Genomic DNA, 20,258 nt, shown 5'->3' with positions numbered 1-20,258 from the left:
CCATCCCCGAAGGAAGGAATGCAGCACATGCAACAGAACGACGCCAGCGAGACGATCCGCGCGCAGCAGCGCGAACTCGCCGAACGCCTGCCGTTCGACGACCGCCGGGACTTCGAGGCCGGCGACCGCGGATTCATCGCCGCGCTCGAGCCCGGAGAGATCCGAGGTGCCGACGGTCAGGTCGTCTGGGACGCGAACGAGTTCTCGTTCATCAGCGGCGACGCCCCGGACACCGTGAACCCGAGCCTGTGGCGCCAGTCGACGCTCGTGTCGAAGCAGGGGCTGTTCGAGGTGACCGACGGCATCTACCAGGTGCGCGGCCTCGACCTCTCGAACGTCAGCTTCGTCGAGGGCGACACGGGCGTGATCGTCATCGACCCGCTCATCTCCAGGGAGACGGCCGCCGCCGCGCTCGCCCTGTATCGCGAGCACCGCGGGGAGCGTCCGGTGGTCGCGGTCATCTTCACGCACAGCCACATCGACCACTTCGGCGGCGTGCTCGGAATCGTCGACGCGCAGGACGTCGGCGCCTCCGGCGTGCAGGTGATCGCGCCCGTCGGCATCGTCGGCGAGGCCGTGGCCGAGAACGTGTACGCGGGCACCGCGATGGGTCGCCGGGCCGGGTACATGTACGGTGCGGCGCTCGAGCGGGGGCCGAAGGGCGCCGTCGGCGCCGGCCTCGGCCAGTCGACGTCGAAGGGTCGAGCGGGCATCGTCGTGCCGACGCTCGAGATCCGGAGCACCGGCGAGACGCACGTCGTCGACGGCGTCGAGATCGAGTTCCAGATGGCTCCCGGCACCGAGGCGCCCGCCGAGATGCACTTCCTGTTCCCGCAGAAGCGGGCGCTCTGCATGGCCGAGAACGCCACGCACAATCTGCACAACCTGCTGACCCTGCGCGGCGCGCTCGTGCGCGACCCGCATGTCTGGTCGAAGTACCTGACGGAGGCGATCGAGCGGTTCGGCGATCGCGCCGACGTCGTGTTCGCATCGCATCACTGGCCGACGTGGGGTGCCGACGAGATCCGGGAGTTCCTCGGCCTGCAGCGCGACCTCTACGGGTACCTGCACGACCAGACGCTCCGCATGCTCAATCGCGGCATGACCGGCGCCGAGATCGCCGAGGAGATCCAGCTCCCACCCGCCTTGGAGAACGCATGGCACGCCCGCGGGTACTACGGATCGGTCAGCCACAACGTGAAGGCCATCTACCAGCGCTACATGGGCTGGTTCGACGGCAACCCGGCGCGGCTCTGGCCGCATCCGCCGAAGCCGCTCGCCGAGCGGTACGTCGCGGCCATCGGCGGTGTCGACCGGGTCGTCGAGCTCGCGCAGCAGGCGTACGACGGAGGCGACTTCCGGTGGGCGGCGACGCTCCTCGACCACGCGATCTTCACCGACGCCGGGCACGGGGCCGCTCGAGCACTGTACGCGGACACGCTCGAGCAGCTCGCGTACGGCTCGGAGAACGGCACCTGGCGCAACTTCTTCCTCTCGGGCGCGACCGAGCTGCGCGGCGAGAACTTCGGTACGCCCACGACGGCGGCCTCGCCGGAGATCCTCGCCCAGCTCACTCCCGAGCAGCTCCTCGACGCCATCGCCATCACCATCGACGGGCCGCGCGCCTGGGACCTGGACCTCGCGCTCGACCTGACCTTCAGCGACGTCGGGCGGAACTTCCGCGTCACGCTCCGCAACGGCGTGCTCGTGTACGTCGAGAAGGCGGCCGACGATTCGACCGCTCAGGCGACGGTCTCGCTCGCGAAGCCGCGCATGCTCGCGCTGCTCGCGGGCGATCGCGAGACACCGGGCATCGAGAAGTCCGGCGACGAGGGCGTGCTCGACCGGCTGATGTCGGTGCTGCAGCCGGGCGACCCGGCGTTCGACATCGTGCTGCCGTGACGCGCGGGGACGGGAGGCGCCGCCTATCGTGGGGTCCGTGACCGATCAGGCGCCTCCCGTCCTCCCCATCGCCGGCGACCCCGGCCCGAGCACGCGCGGCGGCGTGACCGTCATCGCGACGCTGCTCGTGCTCGTCGCCCTCTGGTTCGCCCGAGAGCTCGTGGCGCCGATCGCGCTCGCCCTGGTGCTCGTCGTGATCGTGCACCCGATCCGCCATCCGCTCGAGCGCCGGGGCTGGCCCCGCTGGCTCGCGACGACGGCCGTCATCGCGGTCGCGTACCTGATCCTCGCGGTGCTCGCGGCGCTGCTCGTCTTCGCGGGTGTGCAGTTCGGCGATCTGGTCGTCGACGTCGTCGACGAGCTGCAGGCGGCCGTGGCCTCCGTCACCGAGTGGCTGGCCTCGGTCGGCCTCGGCGAGCAGCTCGCGGACGCCACGGCGTCGGCGCTCGACCCGTCTGCGCTCCTCGGTCTCGTGCAGGGGCTCGGGGGCTGGCTGCTCGGATTCCTCACGGCCGCGTTCTTCGTCCTGGCCTACGTGATCTTCATGGCCGCCGACGCCGCGCGGTACGGCCGGGCCGAGCGGGCGTTCGGCGCCGGGATCCGGAACCGCATCGACCGCATCCGCGCCCTCAACTCCTCGGTCCGCCGGTACTACGTCGTCAATGCGACCTTCGGTGCGATCGTGGCGGTCGTCGACGGCCTGGCGCTCTGGGCGCTCGGCATCCCCATCCCCGCCGTCTGGGCGATCCTCGCGTTCGTCACGAACTTCATTCCCAACATCGGATTCGTGCTCGGCCTCATCCCGCCGGCCGTGCTCGCCTTCGTCGTCGGCGGTGTGCCACTGCTGCTCGTCGTGATCGCCGTCTACTCGGTCGTGAACGTGGTGCTCCAGGTGCTGGTGCAGCCGAAGTTCGTCAGCGATGCGGTCGACCTCTCATTGACGTTGAGCTTCGTGTCGGTCGTGTTCTGGACCTTCGTGATCGGTCCGCTGGGAGCCATCCTCTCGATTCCGCTGACGCTCGCCGCGCGCGAGGCGCTGCTCGGCGATCACGACGGATGGCTCCGCTGGCTGTCGGGGAACGCCGCCGCCGTCGCGCCACCTGTGCAGCACCCGCAAGCTCTGGATCAGGATCGCCCCGCCGGTTAGTCTGCAAGCGGGGAGAGGGGGCACCCATGCCGCAGCGACGAACCGATCCGAGGCCGACGGCATGAGCGCGGGGGTGCACCTCAGGGGTCTCTCGACCGCCGTACCGCCCACCGTCCTCCCGCAACCCGCCGTCCGCGACGTGTTCGCGGCGCAGGCAGGCCTCAACCGACTCGCGCAGCGCATCATCACGACCTCGTTCGACGTGTCGGGGATCGAGCGCCGGTACAGCGTGCTCGAGGAGCTCACGTTCGACGAACGCGACGACGAGCCGGTCTTCTTCGATCGCGCGTCGGGCGACCTCCTGCTGCCGGGCACGAAGGCGCGCAACGAGATCTACGCGACCGAGGCCACGAAGATGTATCTCGAGGCGGGCCGACGCGCCATCGACGCGACGCCCGGCATCGAGGCATCCGACATCACGCACGTCGTGACCGTGTCGTGCACCGGGTTCTACGCGCCCGGCCCCGACTACATGCTCGTGCGCGACCTCGGGCTCGGCCCCGCGGTCCAGCGCTACCACCTCGGATTCATGGGCTGCTACGCCTCGATGCCGGCGCTGCGCAATGCCGCGCAGTTCTGCGAGGCCGACCCCGAGGCGGTCGTGCTGGTCGTGAGCGTCGAGCTCTGCACGCTCCACCTGCGTTCGTCGAACGATCCCGACACGATCGTCGCGTCGTCGCTGTTCGCCGACGGCGCGGGTGCCGGGATCGTCACCGCCCGCCCGCTCGAGGAGGGCGAGCGTGCGTTCGCGCTCGACCGCTTCGAGACCCGGATCACGCCCGTCGGCGAGGGCGACATGGCCTGGAAGATCGGCGACCACGGCTTCGAGATGGTGCTCTCGAACGCGATTCCCGCCATCATCGACGACCACATCACGGGCGCGCTCGAACCGCTCTTCGCTCCCGACGACGAGCTCGCCGGGGCCCTGGCGACGGATGCCGCGAGCGACGCCGTCGCGCACTGGGCGATCCACCCGGGCGGGCGCAGCATCCTCGACAAGGTCGAGTCGCGCCTCAACCTCACCGAGCCGCAGCTCGAGCCCGCCCGCGAGACGCTCCGCGACTACGGCAACATGTCGAGCGCGACCGTGCTCTTCGTGCTCCGCAACATCCTCGATCGCGCGTCGTCGGCCGACGGCGACCGGGTCGCGGCGATGGCCTTCGGGCCGGGACTCACCGTCGAGTCCGCCCTGATGACGGTGAAGGGCTGACGGATGCCGCGACCCGACGCCGGCGAGCCGGGGCTGCTGCACGCGCTCGCCACGCTCGACCACAGGGACGTGGACGCGCGGGAGCTGATGGACGACCCGGGCGCCGACCCCGACACGCTCGCACGCACCTTCCGCCGGTTCGGGATCGTGAACCGCATCGTGTCACGGCCGGCCGCCGTGTACGAGGAATGGGTGCGTCCGCGACTCGCGACCACGCACCGGGCGCGCCTGCTCGACATCGGCGTGGGCGGCGGCGACCTGCCGTTCCGCATCCTGCAGCTCGCCCGGCGCGACGGGCTGCGGCTCGAGATCGTGGGCGTCGATCCCGACGCGCGCGCCGTGGCCGCCGCGTCGCGGTACGAGGGGCCGGGGTTCCGAGCGCGGGTGGGCACGACCGCCGACCTCGTCGCCGAGGGCGAGACGTTCGACATCGTCTGGTCGAACCACGTGCTGCATCATCTCGGCGCCGGCGAGCTGGGCGCCCTGCTCGCCGACACCGAGCGGCTCGTCGCGCCCGGCGGCATCGGCGTCCACGGCGACATCGAGCGCAGCCGCGGCGCCTACGTCGGGTTCTGGGCGGCGACGCTGCCCTTCGCGTGGAACGTGTTCGCGGGCTCCTACATCCGGCCCGACGGGCTCACCTCGATCCGACGCAGCCACACCGCACCCGAGCTCGCCCGCGCCATCCCGCGCGGCTGGCGCGTGAAGCGCGGATTCCCGTCGCGACTCGAACTGGTCTGGGGCAGCGAGATCCGCGATGACTGAGGCATCCGAGCCCGCAACCGGGGCGGAGGCGGCTCCGGCGGCGGGGCCGTCGGCGGCGGACGATCCGCCGATGCACGATGTCGTCGTGGTCGGCGCCGGCGCCGTGGGGCTGCTCCTCGCCTGCCTGCTCGCCCGCCGCGGGCTCCGCGCCGTGGTGCTCGAGCGCCGGCACGCACCCGACCCGGTGGCCACGCCGTCGCGTGCGATCGGCATCCACCCGCCGGGGCTCCGCGCGCTCGCCGCGGCGGGCGTCGGGGACGAGGTGCGACGGCGGGCGGTCGTCATCCGCGACGGGCGCGTCACGTGCGACGGGCGCACCCTCGGCCGGCTGAAGTTCCCGCGCTCCGGGCAGGTGCACTCGCTGCCGCAGCGCGAGGTCGAGGCACTGCTCGAGGAGCGTCTCGGCGAGGCGCGCACGGTGTCCGTCCGCCGCGGTGTCGAGGTCACCGGCGTCACGGACCGCGGCACGCACCTCGTGGTGCATGCGATGGACGACGGTTCGCGGCTCGACCTCGCCGCGCGCTACGCGGTCGGCGCCGACGGCGTCCGCAGCGGCATCCGCTCGCTCATCGGAGCGGACTGGACGCCGCGCCGAGGGCGCGCGTCGTACGTCATGTGCGACACGCGCGACGACACCGGCGCGCCCGAGACCGCGCTGCTGCACTTCGAATCGGCGGGGGTCGTGGAGTCGTTCCCGATGCCCGGCGGGCGGCGCAGATGGGTGGCTCGCGTCCGTCGGGAACCCGCCGTCCTCGATGCCGCCGCGGTCGCGACGATGGTCGAGGCGAGAACCGGTTCGAGGTTCGACACGGATGCCGCGACCGCCCCGACCGCGTTCGAGGCCGCGCAGCACGTCGCCCACCCGATGGCGGCGGGACGCGTCGCGCTCGTCGGCGACGCCGCGCACGAGATCAGCCCGATCGGCGGCCAGGGCATGAACCTCGGATGGAGCGACGCCGTGCACCTCGATCGAGAGCTCGCCGGCGCGCTCGCCGCGGCCGCTCCGATCGACGTGTTCGCGGCCTATGACCGGTCACGCCGGGCGGCCGCGCTGCGCGCCACACGGCAGGCCGCGTTCAACATGCGCATGGGCGCACCCGCGACGGGCCTGCGCCTCCGCACCCGCAACGCGGCCGTGCGCGTGCTCGGGCTGCCGGGGCTGCGCGGCGTCCTCGGGCGGGCGTTCACGATGCAGTGGCTGTGACGCCCGCCCGGCCGGCGCGATCGGATTCGTCTCAGGCGGCTGCGCCGTCGTCCTCTGCGCCGTCTTCCGCTGCGTCGTATTCCGCGCCGCTGTCGGCGCCGACGGTCTCGGGCTCGAACGGGCTCAGCACGAAGATCGGGATCTCGCGGTCGGTCTTCGCCTGGTAGCCGTCGTAGTCGGGCCACACCTCGGTGGCGCGCGCCCACCAGGCGTCCTTCTCGGCGCCGGTGACCTCGCGGGCCAGGTAGTCCCGCTTGATCGCGCGGTCCTGCAGCTCGACGTGGGGCTGCTGCTTCATGTTGAAGTACCACGACGGGTGCTCGGGCTCGCCGCCCTGCGACGCGACGACCGCGTACTCGCCCTCGTGCTCGACGCGCATGAGCGCGGTCTTGCGCAGCTTCCCGCTCTTCGCGCCCACCGTGGTCAGCACGATGACGGGGCGGCCGCGCAGCGAGTTCGCCTCGCGTCCCTCCGTCGCCTCGTAGGTCTCGGCCTGGTCGCGCGCCCACTTCGATGTGCTCGGCGCGTAGTCGCCCTGCAGCGGCATCCGTTCCTCCTCGTTCGGGTCCGTCGCTCCACGGTAACGCGCCCGCCCGCCCGCCGATTCCCGGTGCCCGATGCTCTTCTCAGGAACGGCCGCGGCGTGTCGCGCGGAATGACGGCGTTTCCTCCTGAGAAAACGCCGGATCGCGCCATCCGTTCCTGAGAAAAGCACGGGCGGAGCGGAATAGGCCTCGTGTTGCCGAAGTTGAGCGTAGTACACTCAACTTTGACGAAGGGAGCCCCGTGGCCAACATGCAGGGCGCGCCGAGCTCGCAGGAGGAGCAGAAGTCGGCGCTCGAACAGTACGGCGTCAACCTCACCGAGATCGCCCGGCAGGGCAAGCTCGATCCGGTGATCGGGCGCGACGCCGAGATCCGGCGCGTCAGCCAGGTGCTCACGCGGCGCACCAAGAACAACCCCGTGCTCATCGGCGAGCCCGGGGTGGGCAAGACCGCCGTCGTCGAGGGGCTCGCGCAACGCATCGTCGCCGGCGACGTCGCCGACTCGCTGAAGGACAAGCAGCTCGTCGCGCTCGACATCTCCGCACTGGTCGCCGGTGCCATGTACCGCGGTCAGTTCGAGGAGCGGCTGAAGGCCGTGCTCAAGGAGATCAACGACGCCGAGGGCCGCATCATCACCTTCGTCGACGAGCTGCACCTGCTCATGGGCGCGGGCGGCGGCGAGGGCTCGGTCGCGGCGTCCAACATGCTGAAGCCCATGCTCGCCCGCGGCGAGCTCCGCCTGATCGGCGCGACGACGCTCGACGAGTACCGCGAGTACATCGAGAAGGACGCGGCGCTCGAGCGACGTTTCCAGCAGGTGTTCGTCGGCGAGCCGAGCGTCGAGGACACGATCGCGATCCTCCGCGGGCTCAAGGGCCGGTACGAGGCGCACCACGGCGTGACGATCACCGACGCCGCGCTCGTGGCCGCATCCGCGCTCTCGAACCGGTACATCACGGCTCGCCAGCTGCCCGACAAGGCGATCGACCTCATCGACGAGGCCATGAGCCGCCTCAAGATGGAGATCGACTCGAGCCCCGTCGAGATCGACCAGCTCAAGCGCCAGGTCGACCGCATGCGACTCGAGGAGCTCGCCCTGAAGAAGGAGAAGGACGAGGCCTCCAAGGAGCGGCTCGAACGCCTGCACGAGACCCTGCTCGAGAAGGAGCGCGAACTCGCGGCGCTAGAGGAGCGCTGGTCGCGCGAGCGGATGTCGCTGAACCGCGTCGGCGAGCTGAAGAAGCGACTCGACGAGGCGATCACCGAGCGCGATCGCGCCATGCGCGAGGCCGACTACGCGCGCGCGTCGAAGCTCGAGTACGAGACGATCGCGCAACTGCAACGCGACCTCGAGGCCGCCGAGCAGGCCGAACAGGCGCCCGACGAGCCGCGCATGGTGAACGAGCAGGTCACCGAGGAGGACATCGCCGCGGTCATCGCCCAGTGGACCGGGATCCCCGTCGGCCGACTCATGCAGGGCGAGACCGAGAAGCTGCTGCACCTCGAGCAGGAGCTCGGACGTCGCGTGATCGGCCAGCGCCGCGCGGTCGAGGCCGTCGCCGACGCCGTGCGCCGTGCGCGGGCCGGCGTCTCCGACCCCGACCGGCCGACCGGGTCGTTCCTGTTCCTCGGGCCGACCGGCGTCGGCAAGACCGAGCTCGCGAAGGCGCTCGCGTCGGTGCTCTTCGACGACGAGCACGCCATGGTCCGCATCGACATGTCGGAGTACGGCGAGAAGCACTCCGTGGCGCGCCTCGTCGGCGCCCCGCCCGGCTACATCGGCTACGAGCAGGGCGGGCAGCTCACCGAGGCCGTGCGCCGGCGCCCCTACTCGGTGATCCTCTTCGACGAGGTCGAGAAGGCGCATCCCGAGGTCTTCGACGTGCTCCTCCAGGTGCTCGACGACGGGCGGCTGACGGATGGCCAGGGTCGCACGGTCGACTTCCGCAACGTGATCCTCGTGCTCACCTCCAACCTCGGCTCGCAGTTCCTCATCGACCCGACGCTGTCGTGGGAGGAGAAGGAGCAGGCGGTCATGGCCGCCGTGCGGCAGGCGTTCAAGCCCGAGTTCGTCAACCGGCTCGACGACCTCGTCGTCTTCTCGGCGCTCACCCATGAGGAGCTCGGCGAGATCGTGAACCTGTCGATCGACCGGCTCACGGCGAGGCTGCACGAGCGTCGGCTCGAGCTCGGCGTGACGCCCGACGCGCGCACGTGGCTCTCCGAGCGCGGGTACGACCCGCTGTTCGGGGCGAGGCCGCTGCGCCGGCTGATCCAGACCGAGGTCGCCGACCGCCTCGCGCGGGCGCTCCTCGCGGGCGAGATCCGCGACGGCGACACGGTCGTGGTCGCACTCGCCGACGACGGCGAGCACCTCGCCGTCACCCGGGCGCCCGAGCCGGGTGATGCACCCGAGGGCGGCGACCACGACGTGATCGACGCCGAGATCATCGAGGAGTAGGCGGATCCGTCAGGTCTGCGGGTCCGTCAGGTCTGCCGTGGTTCCGGTGCCCATCGCGGGGGCCGGGGCCGTGGCCGTGGCCTCCGTGACGCCGTTCGCCGTCGGGGGCACCCGGCGCTCGAGTGCGATGGCGAGCACGGCGATCGCGACGCAGCCGGCGACCATCGTCGCGATGTAGCCCGCGTTCCAGCCCTGGTCGAGCAGCAGGCCGGCGGCGATCGGACCGGTGATCGCGCCGCCCTGGAACGCGGCGGCGTTCACGGCGTTGACGCGCCCGCGGTTGCGGTCGGTCGCGAGGTCGTTGTACATCGCCGGCACGGTGGGTTGCAGCATCGTCTCGCCGAAGGCGAAGACGCCCATGTACGCGAGCACGCCGATCGCCGCGGCGAGCGTGCCGGGCAGGAGCCCGGTGGCGCCGAGGATGAGCCACGAGGTGGCCCACACGAGCGCCATGACCTGCATGACGCGGGTGCGCCGGTGCCCGGCGATGAGCTTCAGCACGGTGAATTGGAGGAGCACGATCACGGCCGTGTTGACCGCGAACGAGAAGCCGACGACCTGCGTGGAGACGCCGGAGACCTGACGGGCGAACGCGGGGAAGCCGGCCTCCATCTGGCCGTAGCCGATGAACATGGCGATGAAGGTGAGCAGGGTGAGCCACAGGATCGCCGGTCGGCGGAGGATGGCTCGATAGCTCACCGCTCCGCCCTCGTCATCGGCATGCCCGTCGGCGTCGCCCTGCGTCCGGACGTGGCGGAGCGGGCCGAGCAGGAGCGCCATCGGGATGAGCTGGCTCGCCGCATCGGCGAGGAAGATCGTCGTGAACGTCGCCGGCTCGTCGACGTCGACGTAGAAGCCGCCGATGATCCCGCCGACGCCGATGCCCAGGTTGACGAGGGCGAAGTTGATGCCGAAGTACTGCTGCCGGATCTCACCGTCGACGACCGTCGCGATGAGCGCGTTGAACCCCGGCCAGGAGACGCCGAAGTTCACGCCCATGAGCACGAGCGCGACCGCGGCGACCGCGGGGTGGGTCGCGAACGCGAGCAGCGCGCAGCCCGCCATCATGGCCGCGAGCCCCACGAGCAGCACGGACCGTGCGCCGTAGCGGTCGATCAGCGTGCCGCCCGGGCCCGTCACGGCGAGGGCGGTCACCGCGATGATGCTCATGAGCGCGCCCGAGAGCGCGAGGTCGAACCCGCGCACCTCGTGCAGGTAGATGATCGTGAACGGCAGCGTGAGCCCGCGCCCGAGCGTCTGGATCGCGACGGTCGACAGCAACCACCGGCCCTCGGTGGGAAGGGCTCGCCAGAACGTCGCCATGCCGGTCACCAGTGCAGTCTGCACCCGGGCGCCGACACGCGCCATCCGTCACCGCCCGTTCACCCCGGCGACGTAGCTTCGGAGCATGTCGGTGGGGGTGCGGACCGAGGCGGACCTGGTCGTCGAGCTCGACACCGGCGCGATCCGCGGGCGGCGACGGCGCGGCACGCGGCAGTGGCGGGGCATCCCGTACGCCGCGCCGCCGTCGGGCGAGCGGCGCTTCCGCGCCCCGGCGCCGCCCGCGCCCTGGGACGGCGTCCGCGATGCCGCAGCGTTCGGCCCCGTCGCGCCGCAGCACCGGCGCGGCCAGTTCCTGGGCGCGGCGGAGCACCTCGTGCGCAGCGAGGACTGCCTGAACCTCAACGTCACCGTGCCCGGCGACACGCACGCGGGCGACCGCCTCCCAGTGATGGTGTTCGTCCACGGCGGCGCGTACAGCGTCGGGTCCGCCGCCGAGCACCCGAGGCAGGGCGAGCGGATGGCGCGCGAGCACGGCGTCGTCTACGTCGGGATCGACTACCGGCTCGGTGCGCTCGGCTGGCTCGACCTCCGCGCGTACTCGCGCCCGGGGCATCCGATCGAGGTGAACCTGGGTCTCCGCGACCAGGTCGCCGCGCTGGAATGGGTGCGCCGCAACATCCGGGCGCTCGGCGGCGATCCCGACCGCGTCACGCTGTTCGGCGAGTCGTCCGGGGGTAACTCGGTCACGACCCTGCTGACGGTGCCCGCGGCGGAGGGCCTCTTCGCGCGGGCGATCGCGCAGAGCTCGCCGGCGAACGCGGTCTACCCGCCCGAAGTGGCGCAGCGCTGGGCGGCGGAGTACGTGCGCATCCTCGCGCGCCTCGTCGACGACGACGACCTCGACAGCGAATCGCCCGAGGATGCCGCGGCGATGCTCCGGACCGCCGACCCGATGCGCCTCGCCGACGCGACGACCGAACTCACCGTGCGCACGCCCGACGAGAACCCGGGCACGATCGCGCTCGCGCCCGTCATCGACGGCGACGTCCTGCCGCACCGTCCGCTCGACGCGTTCCGCGACGGGCTCGCGCACCGCGTGCCGCTCATCATCGGCACCAACGACCGCGAGGGTTCCCTGTTCGAGGGGCGCATCGACATCCTGCCGACGACGAAGCCGCGCATCCGCGCCATCTTCGCCAACACCCGCAAGACGGCGCGGAAGGCGATCAAGGCGCGCTACCCGGGGCTGCCCGAGCGGCGGGCCGCCGCCGACTTCGCGGGCGACTTCACGTTCTGGTTCCCGAGCGTCAAGGTCGCCGAGCGGCACTCGCGGTACGCGCCGACCTGGTGCTACCGGTTCGACGCGGCGCCTCGGCTGCCCCGGCTCCTCGGACTCGACGCGACGCACGGCCTCGAGCTCTTCGCGCTGTTCGAGAAGTTCGACACCCCGGTCGGCGCCGGGCTCACGCTGCTCGGCGGGCGGCGGATGTTCCGTGCGGTCGGGCGACGGATGCAGGCGCACTGGACCGGCTTCGCGGCATCCGGAGCCCCCGGTGCGGACTGGCCCCGATACGACGAGGCGCACCGCCGCACGCTCGTGTTCGACGACGTCGATCGGGTGGCCGTCGACCCGCGCCGCAGGAAGCGGCTCGCGTGGCAGGAGTTCGTGCCGCACGTGTGAGGGAACGTGCCCATTCGCCGCGAGCGGTGCGTGCCGGGCGCGACGGGCGGAAGCCGGCGCGCGTAGGCTCGCATCCATGCTCGCCACCGTGATCCACGCAGCCCGAGACATCCGCGTCGAAGACGTGCCCGACCCCGAACTCTCCACCGGCGGCGACGCGATCGTGCGCGTCGTGGCCGCGTGCGTGTGCGGCTCCGACCTGTGGCCGTACCGCGGCGTGACGCCGACGCACGAGCCGCATCGCATCGGACACGAGTTCGTCGGCGTCGTCGAGGCCGTCGGCCCCGACGTCGCCCAGGTGAAGCCCGGCGACTTCGTGATCGCCCCGTTCTACGTGTGCGACGGCACCTGCGCGAACTGCCGGAACGGGGTCAGCACGTCGTGCCTCGCCGGCAGCTGGTGGGGCGGCGAGGACCGCGTCGGCGGGGTCGCCGACGGCGGCCAGGGCGAGCGCGTGCGCGTCCCGCTCGCCGACGGCACGCTCTTCGTCGTGCCCGGCCCGGTGGCCGACGACGAGATCCCCGGCCTGCTCACCCTGTCCGACGTGATGGGCACCGGTCACCATGCGGCCGTCTCGGCCGGAGTCGGCCCGGGCGACTCGGTCGCGGTCGTCGGCGACGGCGCCGTCGGGCTGTGCGCGATCATCGCCGCGAAGCGCCTCGGCGCGACCACGATCATCGCGATGTCGCGCCACGCCGACCGGCAGGCGCTCGCGCGCGAGTTCGGGGCGACGCACGTCGTCGAGGAGCGGGGCGACGAGGGCGTCGCGCGCGTCAAGGAGCTCACGGGCGGCATCGGCGCCGACCGCGTGCTCGAGTGCGTCGGCACGAAGGAGTCCATGGACCAGGCGCTGCGCTCGACCCGCCCCGGCGGCATGGTCGGGTACGTCGGCGCGCCGAACGGCGGTCCGGAACTGCCCGTACGGCCGATGTTCAACCGCAACGTCGGCGTGAACGGCGGCGTCGCGCCGGTGCGCGGGTACATCGGCGAGCTCCTGCGCGACGTGCGCTCCGGCGCCATCCGCCCTGGCCTGGTCTTCGACCTCGAGCTTCCGCTGGCGGGGGCCGCCGAGGCCTACGCCGCGATGGACGAGCGGCGCGCGATCAAGGTGCTGCTGCGCCCGTAGGCCCTCCGCGCGCCTCGTCGCGCCGGGAGGAACTTCCGTCGCCGGTCCGCGTGTCGAGGCCGCGTCGACGGCGTGTCGCGCCGAAGTTCCTCCCGGCATGGCACGCAAGGTGCGCAGACGAGAACGGGGCGGATGCCGCGGCTCGCGACATCCGCCCCGTCCGGGAGCGCGGGCCGATCAGGCCGCGGCGATGACGATCTCGTCGAGGGGCTTGCGGCTGCGCGGGGCGACCTCGCGCTCGCGGAGCGGCTCGGGGAGGGCCGACGCGTCGCCGACCTTGCCGATCGCGGTCACCGAGACGACGTCGAGGCCGGGGCGGAGGCCGAACACCTCGGCAAGGCGGGCCGCGTCGAAGCCGCCCATCTGGTGGGTGTGCAGGCCGTCGTGCTGGGCCTGGAGCGACATGTAGGCCACGGCCTGGCCGAGGTCGTACTTCGCCCACGGGCGAGCGGTGCCGGCCTCGTCGACCGTCTCCGCGACGTTCACGACGAGCGCGGCGGCCGAGTCGGCCCAGGCCTGGTTGAAGCCCATGAGGGCGTCGTGGATGGCGGTGAACGCCTCGCTGCCGCGGCGGGCGACGATGAAGCGCCACGGCTGCACGTTGTTCGCCGACGGCGCCCAGCGGGCCGCCTCGAGCAGGGTGCGCAGGCTCTCCTCCGAGAGCTCGGCGGTCGGGTCGTAGGCGCGGGGGCTCCAGCGCTCCACGAGGGGCGCGATGAGCGGGGCGTCGGTGGGGACGTGGCGCGAGGTGTCGACGAGGGTCATGATGACGGTGCCTTCCGAGTGGTTCCGGTTTCTGCCGGGACACCGTCGTCCCGGTGCATTACAACGCATGGAACCTGCGGGTATTCCGACCGTCTTCCCGTTCTTCATCCCGTTTTCAGGAACGCCGGCCGCATCGATGCGTTTCTCAGGAGGACACGCCGCGTGCCGCGGCGGGATGCGGTGTGTCGTCCTGAGAAACGAGATCGACGGATGCCACGGCACCCGTTCGGGCGAACGCCGCGACGATCGCGGCGACCGCGCCGACGACGAGGCCGAGCAGCGCGCCCGTCAGGGCCGACACGGCGAGGTTCGCGAGCGTCGTGCCGACGTAGGTGCCCAGGTCGGCGTGCACGACGAAGGAGGAGAACACCCCGCGCACGAGGTTGCCCGCGACGACCGCCAGGGTCGTCACGCCGACCGTTCGGCCGAACGCCCGCGCGGCGCGCGGGTCGGGGCGCCGGCGCTGCGCGGCGCGCAGCAGCACGAACGCGGTGAGGAGCATGACGGCGGCGCCGGCGACATCCGCCGCCCAGAAGGCCCAGGTCGTCTCGCCGACCGGCGTCGCGCGGAGCGGCGGGATGAGGAACGGCAGGCCCGCGGCCGCGGGCACGGCGAGCACGGGCGCGAACGTCGTGAGCGGCCCCACGATCGGTTGGATCCCGGCGAGGATCGCGAGCACCGCGAGGCCGACGACGGCCGCCCACGAGACGCGCCCGAACGGAAGTGGGTCAACTGTCCCAGTCGGCATGCGAACGATGATAGCGTCGCGCTCACGCCCGTCAACAGGGCCCGGGGTCGAGGAGGACGTCGTGGGATTCGGTGCACGTTCGGCGCTCGCCGCCGGCCTGGTCGGATTGCTCGCAGTCGGAGCGGTCGCGGCCGCCCTGCGGACACCCGGACCCGCCGCGATCGGCGCGCAGATCACCGACCAGACCGGCCGCACCGTCGTCGCGCGCGGCTTCAACACCGCGAGCAGTTCCAAGAGCGCACCCGACGGCCTCCCCGACTTCACCGAGGCCGACCTCGACGCCGAGCACGCCGACATGGGCACCGACTTCGTGCGCTTCCTCATCTCGTGGCGCAAGGTCGAGCCCGAGCCCGGCGTCTACGACGAGGCGTACCTCGACGACGTCGCCGAGCGGGTCGACTGGTACGCCGATCGCGGGTACCGGGTCATGCTCGACATGCACCAGGACCTCTGGGGGCCGGCGATCACCGAGTCGGGCACCGCCGGCAACGGCGCGCCCGCGTGGGCGACGCACATGGACGGCCTGCCCGTCGCCGAGCAGGACATGTGGGAGCTGTACTACCTCGAGCCCGGCGTCATCCGCGCCTTCGACCACTTCTGGAACACGACCGGCGAGCACCCCGAGCTCATGGAGCACTACGCCGGCGCCTGGCGGGCCGTCGCCGAGCGCTTCGCGGGCGTCGACGCGGTCGTCGCCTACGACCTCATGAACGAGCCGTACGGCGGGACCGTGCAGGGCCCGGCGTTCGAGTCCGGTCCGCTCACCGAGCTCTACCAGCGCACCGTCGACGCGATCCGCGAGGTCGACGACGACACGTGGGCGTGCCTCGAACCGCAGGCGCTCGGCTTCAACTGGGGCCTGCCGAGCGGGCTCGGCTTCGTCGACGACCCGCGCGAGGGCGAAGCGCGCATCGCGTTCTGCCCGCACCTCTACCCGCTGCCGATGGACCTCGGCGACGGCTTCAGCGGCACCTCGCGCGACCTCATCGAGGGCACCGTCGCCGCGTGGCGCTCGAACGTGCTGCGCACCGCGGCGGCGCTCGGCGACGTGCCGGTGATCCTCGGCGAGTTCGGCCTGAACACGAGCCTGCCCGGCGCCCTCGACTACGTCGACCTCGTGTACGACACCGCCGACGAACTCGGCATGGGCGTGACCTACTGGTCGCGCGACCCGGGCGGCTGGGGTCCGTACGAGGACGACGGCACGCCCCGCAACCTCGTCGCCGCCCTCGATCGCGCCTACCCCCGGGCGGTCGCGGGTACGCCCGTCGGGTGGTCTGCGACGGATGCCGCCTTCGAGCTCGTCTTCACGCCGGACCCCGCGGCGTCCGCCCCCACCGAGCTGTACCTACCCGCCGGATTCGGCGACGACCCCGCCGTCGAGGGCGCCGAGGTCGCTGAGTGGGACGCGCAGACGCGCGTGATCGTGCTCGAGGCGCCCCCCGGCCGCGGCGAGCATCGGGTGGTCGTTCGCGCCGGCTGACCGCGGCGTTCTCGCGAGGTTCGGCCCCGGGCCTACGCCGCGGCGCGCGCCAGTTCCTCGCGGATGCCCGCGACGAACGCGTCGATGTCGTCCTCGGTCGTGTCGAACGAGCACATCCAGCGCACCTCGTTCCTCGCGGCATCCCAGTCGTAGAACTTGAAGCCGCGTTCGCGCAGACGGTCGGCGACGCCGGCGGGCAGCACCGCGAAGACGCCGTTCGACTGGGTCTGCTGCGTGAACGAGAGGCCGGGCAGCTCGCCTGCCGCGATGCCGGCGTCGAGCGCGTCGCGCAGGCGGCGGGCCATCGCGTTCGAATGCGACGCGTTCCGCAGGAAGAGGTCGCCGTCGAGCAGGGCGATGAGCTGCGCCGACACGAAGCGCATCTTCGACGAGAGCTGCATGTTGAGCTTGCGCAGGTACTTCAGGCCCTCGGATGCCGCGGGGTTCAGCACCACGATGGCCTCGCCGAGCAACGCGCCGTTCTTCGTGCCGCCGAAGCTCAGCACGTCGACGCCCGCGTCGCGAGTGAACGCGCGCAGGGGCAGGTCGAGGGATGCCGCGGCGTTCGAGATGCGCGCACCGTCCATGTGCAGCGACATCCCGCGCTCGTGCGCGTGGTCGGCGAGCGCGCGGATCTCCTCGACGGAGTAGGCCGTGCCGAGCTCCGTGGTCTGCGTGATCGACACGACCAGCGGCTGTGCACGGTGCTCGTCGCCCCAGCCCCACGCCTCGCGGTCGACGAGTTCGGGCGTGAGCTTGCCGTCATCCGTCGGCACGGTCAGCAACTTGATGCCGCCCACGCGCTCGGGGGCGCCGCCCTCGTCGACGTTGATGTGCGCGGTCGATGCCGAGATCACGGCACCCCAGCGCGGCAGCATCGACTGCAGCGCCGTCACGTTGGCGCCCGTGCCGTTGAACACCGGGTAGACCTCGACCGGGTCTCCGAAGTGGCGCGCGAACACCTCGTGCAGGTGGCCCGTGTAGTCGTCGTCGCCGTAGGCGACCTGATGGCCCCCGTTCGCACCGGCGATCGCGGCGAGCACCTCGGGGTGCACACCGGAGTAGTTGTCGGAGGCGAAGCCGCGGAAGGCGGTGTCGTGCAGGGGCTGGAACTCAGGGGTCACCGGACGATTCTCCCAGACGCGCGGCGGGCGTCGTCGGCGGGCTCCTCGAAGGCCTACCGGATGTCGGTGGCCCGACGTACGCTCACCCTCATGTCCGACGGGATCGACGGGGTCGAGAGGAGCCCGGCAGGTGAGGTCAGCGACGCAGGCGCGGCGCCGACGGCAGGAGCGGTCGTGCCGCCCCCGAACGGCATGCGCACGTTCCTGCAGGTGCTCGTCAACACGGCGATCGCGAACGTCACGACGAGCTTCCTGTGGTTCGCGCTGACGTTCTGGGTCTACCTCGAGACGCGCTCGGTGCTGGCCACGGGCATCATCGGCGGGGCGTACATGCTGCTCATCGCGTTCTTCGCGATGCTGTTCGGCACGATCGTCGACCGGCACCGCAAGCTCCAGGTCATGCGGTTCTCCAGCCTCGTCACGCTCGGCTCGTTCGCGGTGGCCGCCGTCATCTACCTGCTCCAGCCCGAGTCGGCGCTCGTCGATCTCGGCGGCCCGTGGTTCTGGGCGTTCGCCGGCATCATCCTGTTCGGGTCGGTCGTCGAGCACATGCGCAACATCGCGCTCTCGACGACCGTGACGCTCCTCGTCCCCGTCGACCGCCATGCCAACGCGAACGGGCTCGTCGGCACGGTGCAGGGTGTCGCGTTCATCGTGACGAGCGTGTTCAGCGGGCTCGCGATCGGGTTCCTCGGCATGGGGTGGACCCTGGCGATCGCGATCGGCCTGACGCTCGTCGCGCTCGTCCACCTGTTCTTCCTGCGGGTCCCCGAGGAACGACCGACGCGCGAGGGCGACCGCGAGCCGATCATCGACGTGCGCGGCAGCATCCGCGCCATCCGGGTCGTCCCCGGCCTCCTCGCCCTCATCATCTTCGCGACGTTCAACAACCTCATCGGCGGCGTCTACATGGCGCTCATGGACCCGTACGGCCTCACGATCTTCTCCGTCGAGGTGTGGGGGATCGTCCTCGGCGTCACGGCGACGGGCTTCATCATCGGCGGGGCGGTGATCGCGAGGTTCGGGCTCGGCCGGAACCCGATCCGCACGATGCTCCTCGTGATCGTCGCGATGGGCGTGCTCGGTGCTGCCTTCACGATCCGCGAGCAGTGGTGGCTGTACGCGGCGGGAATCTGGCTGTACATGTGCCTCATCCCGGTCGTCGAGGCCGCCGAGCAGACCGTGATCCAGAAGGTCGTGCCGTTCCGCCGACAGGGCCGGGTCTTCGGCTTCGCGGCGGCGGTCGAGGCGGCGGCGGCGCCGATCACCGCGTTCCTCATCGCGCCGATCGCGGAGTTCTGGATCATCCCGTACATGGAGGGCGCGTCGGGCCGGGCGACGTGGGGCTGGTTGCTCGGCGAGGGAGATGCGCGCGGAATCGCGCTCGTGTTCCTGTTCGCCGGACTGGCGACGGTCGCACTCGCGCTGCTCGCGTTCACGACGAGGTCCTACCGCCTGCTGTCGGCCGTCTACGCCGACACCGAGTCCTCCGTACCCGCTGCCGTGCCAGCACCCGAGGCGACCGCCTGACGCATCGGCGCCTGCGGGGGTCGGCGCACGTCGAGGTCACGGGCGCGGCGAGGAGGGTCGCGCGCGGTCGCGCGCGGTCGCGCGGCGAGCATGACGCCGCGAGTAGGGCCTCAAGGAAGGTGAGGCTAAGCTGAGTTCGCCCTCATTCGACGGGCCCTCACCTTTCCACCGATCGTTGGAGCCAGTTCGCCCATGCGCGCACGACGCGGAATCGTCCTCGCCGGAGTCGGCCTCACCGCCGCCACCCTCGCCCTGACCGGCTGCACCGCGCCGGCCGACGACGCGGAGACGCTCACCGTCTACGTCGGCCGCGACGAGGGCCTCGTCGGACCGCTCATCGAGCAGTTCGAGGAGGAGACCGGCATCACGGTCGAGGCGCGCTACGCCGCCACCCCCGAGCTCACCGCGCTGCTCCTCGAGGAGGGCGACCGCACTCCCGCCGAGGTGTTCCTCTCGCAGGACGCCGGCGCGCTCGGCGCGCTCGCCGACGCCGACCTCGTGACCGAGATCCCGGCCGACCTCGCCGACCTGATCCCCGACGGCTTCACCTCGCAGGACGACTCGTGGATCGGCGTCACCGGCCGCGCCCGCGTCATCGCGTACGACGGCGAGCAGCTCAGCGAAGCCGACGTGCCCGACACGGTCGACGACCTCACCGGCGAGGAGTGGTCGGGCCAGGTCGCCTTCGCGCCCGGCAACGCGAGCTTCCAGTCCTTCATCACCGCGCTGCGCGTGCTCGAGGGCGAGGAGGCCGCGGCCGCCTGGGTCGAGGGCATGGCCGCGAACGACCCCGAGCTCACCGAGAACAACCTCGCCTCGCTCGACCTCGTGAACACGGGCCAGGCGCAGCTCGGCCTCATCAACCACTACTACTGGTTCCGCCAGGCGGCCGAGGTCGGCGCCGAGAACATGCGCGCGCAGCTGAAGTTCCTGCCGGGCGACCCGGGCGGCATCGTGAACGTCACGGGTGCCGCGATCCTCAACGGGGCCGCCGACGACGACGCGGCACGCGCGTTCGTCGAGTTCCTCGTGTCCGAGCAGGCACAGCGGTACTTCGTCGAGGAGACCTTCGAGTACCCGCTGCTGCCGGGCGTCGACGCCCCCGAGGGCCTGCCCGCGATCGACACGCTCGTGAACCCCGGCCTCGACCTCAGCGACCTCGACTCCGTCGGGGAGTCGCAGCAGCTGCTCGCCGACAACGGCCTGATCTGAGGCGGTGCGGCGAGCGGATGACGCGACCCGGCGACCCGACCGGAACGCAGCCCCGCACGCCTACGCTGGAA

Annotated in this window: 16 protein-coding genes; 11 read left to right on the top strand and 5 right to left on the bottom strand. The window is 71.8% G+C overall.

The window, feature by feature from the left end:
- Positions 1 to 27: 27 nt before the first annotated feature.
- The 5 genes from ACIQH8_RS09425 (at position 28) to ACIQH8_RS09405 (ending at position 6,228) form a co-directional block, all read left to right on the top strand.
- On the top strand, positions 28 to 1,902 hold the full coding sequence (locus ACIQH8_RS09425; RefSeq protein WP_400997525.1) for an alkyl/aryl-sulfatase: 1,875 nt from the start codon (positions 28 to 30) through the stop codon (positions 1,900 to 1,902).
- 37 nt (positions 1,903 to 1,939) lie between these two features.
- Positions 1,940 to 3,049, top strand: coding sequence for an AI-2E family transporter (locus ACIQH8_RS09420; protein WP_400997522.1), 1,110 nt, complete (start codon positions 1,940 to 1,942; stop codon positions 3,047 to 3,049).
- Positions 3,050 to 3,110: 61 nt separating this feature from the next.
- Positions 3,111 to 4,259, top strand: a complete 1,149-nt coding sequence (locus ACIQH8_RS09415) for a type III polyketide synthase (protein WP_400997519.1) — start codon at positions 3,111 to 3,113, stop codon at positions 4,257 to 4,259.
- A 3-nt stretch (positions 4,260 to 4,262) separates the two neighbouring features.
- Positions 4,263 to 5,024, top strand: coding sequence for a methyltransferase (locus ACIQH8_RS09410; RefSeq protein WP_400997516.1), 762 nt, complete (start codon positions 4,263 to 4,265; stop codon positions 5,022 to 5,024).
- Between the two features lie 70 nt (positions 5,025 to 5,094).
- Positions 5,095 to 6,228 carry an FAD-dependent oxidoreductase gene (locus ACIQH8_RS09405; RefSeq protein WP_400997514.1) on the top strand — a complete coding sequence of 378 codons (1,134 nt, stop codon included), beginning with the start codon at positions 5,095 to 5,097 and terminating at the stop codon, positions 6,226 to 6,228.
- A gap of 31 nt (positions 6,229 to 6,259) precedes the next feature.
- Here ACIQH8_RS09405 and ACIQH8_RS09400 read toward each other — a convergent pair whose 3' ends face one another.
- Complete coding sequence (locus ACIQH8_RS09400) at positions 6,260 to 6,775, bottom strand: nitroreductase family deazaflavin-dependent oxidoreductase (RefSeq protein ID WP_400997511.1); 516 nt, start codon at positions 6,773 to 6,775, stop codon at positions 6,260 to 6,262.
- A 239-nt stretch (positions 6,776 to 7,014) separates the two neighbouring features.
- Between ACIQH8_RS09400 and ACIQH8_RS09395 the strand changes: the two genes are divergently transcribed.
- A complete protein-coding gene (locus tag ACIQH8_RS09395; protein WP_400997509.1) occupies positions 7,015 to 9,234 on the top strand; it encodes an ATP-dependent Clp protease ATP-binding subunit in 2,220 nt (739 codons plus the stop codon).
- Positions 9,235 to 9,243: 9 nt separating this feature from the next.
- Here ACIQH8_RS09395 and ACIQH8_RS09390 read toward each other — a convergent pair whose 3' ends face one another.
- Positions 9,244 to 10,557: an MFS transporter gene (locus ACIQH8_RS09390; RefSeq protein WP_400997907.1), complete on the bottom strand. Its 1,314-nt coding sequence runs from the start codon at positions 10,555 to 10,557 to the stop codon at positions 9,244 to 9,246.
- 85 nt (positions 10,558 to 10,642) lie between these two features.
- Between ACIQH8_RS09390 and ACIQH8_RS09385 the strand changes: the two genes are divergently transcribed.
- Together ACIQH8_RS09385 and ACIQH8_RS09380 are read left to right on the top strand one after the other, a co-directional pair.
- Positions 10,643 to 12,199 carry a carboxylesterase/lipase family protein gene (locus tag ACIQH8_RS09385; protein WP_400997506.1) on the top strand — a complete coding sequence of 519 codons (1,557 nt, stop codon included), beginning with the start codon at positions 10,643 to 10,645 and terminating at the stop codon, positions 12,197 to 12,199.
- A 76-nt stretch (positions 12,200 to 12,275) separates the two neighbouring features.
- Complete coding sequence (locus tag ACIQH8_RS09380) at positions 12,276 to 13,325, top strand: zinc-dependent alcohol dehydrogenase family protein (protein WP_400997503.1); 1,050 nt, start codon at positions 12,276 to 12,278, stop codon at positions 13,323 to 13,325.
- A 177-nt stretch (positions 13,326 to 13,502) separates the two neighbouring features.
- Here the strand turns inward: ACIQH8_RS09380 and ACIQH8_RS09375 are convergent, their stop codons facing one another.
- Both ACIQH8_RS09375 and ACIQH8_RS09370 read right to left on the bottom strand, forming a co-directional pair.
- Complete coding sequence (locus ACIQH8_RS09375; protein WP_400997500.1) at positions 13,503 to 14,090, bottom strand: nitroreductase family protein; 588 nt, start codon at positions 14,088 to 14,090, stop codon at positions 13,503 to 13,505.
- 145 nt (positions 14,091 to 14,235) lie between these two features.
- The gene (locus ACIQH8_RS09370; RefSeq protein WP_400997497.1) at positions 14,236 to 14,838 is read right to left on the bottom strand and encodes a hypothetical protein; all 603 of its coding nucleotides are present in this window, start codon (positions 14,836 to 14,838) and stop codon (positions 14,236 to 14,238) included.
- Between the two features lie 61 nt (positions 14,839 to 14,899).
- Here ACIQH8_RS09370 and ACIQH8_RS09365 point away from each other — a divergent pair, with 61 nt between their 5' ends.
- On the top strand, positions 14,900 to 16,321 hold the full coding sequence (locus ACIQH8_RS09365) for a cellulase family glycosylhydrolase (RefSeq protein ID WP_400997495.1): 1,422 nt from the start codon (positions 14,900 to 14,902) through the stop codon (positions 16,319 to 16,321).
- 32 nt (positions 16,322 to 16,353) lie between these two features.
- Here ACIQH8_RS09365 and ACIQH8_RS09360 read toward each other — a convergent pair whose 3' ends face one another.
- Positions 16,354 to 17,445 (bottom strand): threonine aldolase family protein, encoded by a 1,092-nt coding sequence (locus ACIQH8_RS09360; RefSeq protein WP_400997493.1) that lies wholly within the window; start codon positions 17,443 to 17,445, stop codon positions 16,354 to 16,356.
- A gap of 192 nt (positions 17,446 to 17,637) precedes the next feature.
- Between ACIQH8_RS09360 and ACIQH8_RS09355 the strand changes: the two genes are divergently transcribed.
- Both ACIQH8_RS09355 and ACIQH8_RS09350 read left to right on the top strand, forming a co-directional pair.
- Positions 17,638 to 18,975 carry an MFS transporter gene (locus tag ACIQH8_RS09355; RefSeq protein ID WP_400997905.1) on the top strand — a complete coding sequence of 446 codons (1,338 nt, stop codon included), beginning with the start codon at positions 17,638 to 17,640 and terminating at the stop codon, positions 18,973 to 18,975.
- Positions 18,976 to 19,167: 192 nt separating this feature from the next.
- Positions 19,168 to 20,187 (top strand): extracellular solute-binding protein, encoded by a 1,020-nt coding sequence (locus ACIQH8_RS09350; RefSeq protein WP_400997490.1) that lies wholly within the window; start codon positions 19,168 to 19,170, stop codon positions 20,185 to 20,187.
- Positions 20,188 to 20,258 lie beyond the last annotated feature (71 nt).

The organism is Agromyces sp. GXQ0307 (genome assembly GCF_044769845.1).
Taxonomy (GTDB): Bacteria; Actinomycetota; Actinomycetes; order Actinomycetales; family Microbacteriaceae; genus Agromyces.
The sequence above is the reverse complement of the archived record's forward strand: the minus strand, read 5'-3'. Positions and strand labels throughout refer to the sequence as shown.

Bases quoted from the DNA above. Each gene is read 5' to 3' on its own strand.
- ACIQH8_RS09380 (WP_400997503.1), top strand. From the start codon at position 12,276: ATGCTCGCCACCGTGATCCACGCAGCCCGAGACATCCGCGTCGAAGAC.
- ACIQH8_RS09390 (WP_400997907.1), bottom strand. From the start codon at position 10,557: ATGGCGACGTTCTGGCGAGCCCTTCCCACCGAGGGCCGGTGGTTGCTG.
- ACIQH8_RS09375 (WP_400997500.1), bottom strand. From the start codon at position 14,090: ATGACCCTCGTCGACACCTCGCGCCACGTCCCCACCGACGCCCCGCTC.
- ACIQH8_RS09405 (WP_400997514.1), top strand. From the start codon at position 5,095: ATGCACGATGTCGTCGTGGTCGGCGCCGGCGCCGTGGGGCTGCTCCTC.
- ACIQH8_RS09355 (WP_400997905.1), top strand. From the start codon at position 17,638: ATGCGCACGTTCCTGCAGGTGCTCGTCAACACGGCGATCGCGAACGTC.
- ACIQH8_RS09350 (WP_400997490.1), top strand. From the start codon at position 19,168: ATGCGCGCACGACGCGGAATCGTCCTCGCCGGAGTCGGCCTCACCGCC.
- ACIQH8_RS09370 (WP_400997497.1), bottom strand. From the start codon at position 14,838: ATGCCGACTGGGACAGTTGACCCACTTCCGTTCGGGCGCGTCTCGTGG.
- ACIQH8_RS09400 (WP_400997511.1), bottom strand. From the start codon at position 6,775: ATGCCGCTGCAGGGCGACTACGCGCCGAGCACATCGAAGTGGGCGCGC.
- ACIQH8_RS09415 (WP_400997519.1), top strand. From the start codon at position 3,111: ATGAGCGCGGGGGTGCACCTCAGGGGTCTCTCGACCGCCGTACCGCCC.
- ACIQH8_RS09410 (WP_400997516.1), top strand. From the start codon at position 4,263: ATGCCGCGACCCGACGCCGGCGAGCCGGGGCTGCTGCACGCGCTCGCC.
- ACIQH8_RS09385 (WP_400997506.1), top strand. From the start codon at position 10,643: ATGTCGGTGGGGGTGCGGACCGAGGCGGACCTGGTCGTCGAGCTCGAC.
- ACIQH8_RS09425 (WP_400997525.1), top strand. From the start codon at position 28: ATGCAACAGAACGACGCCAGCGAGACGATCCGCGCGCAGCAGCGCGAA.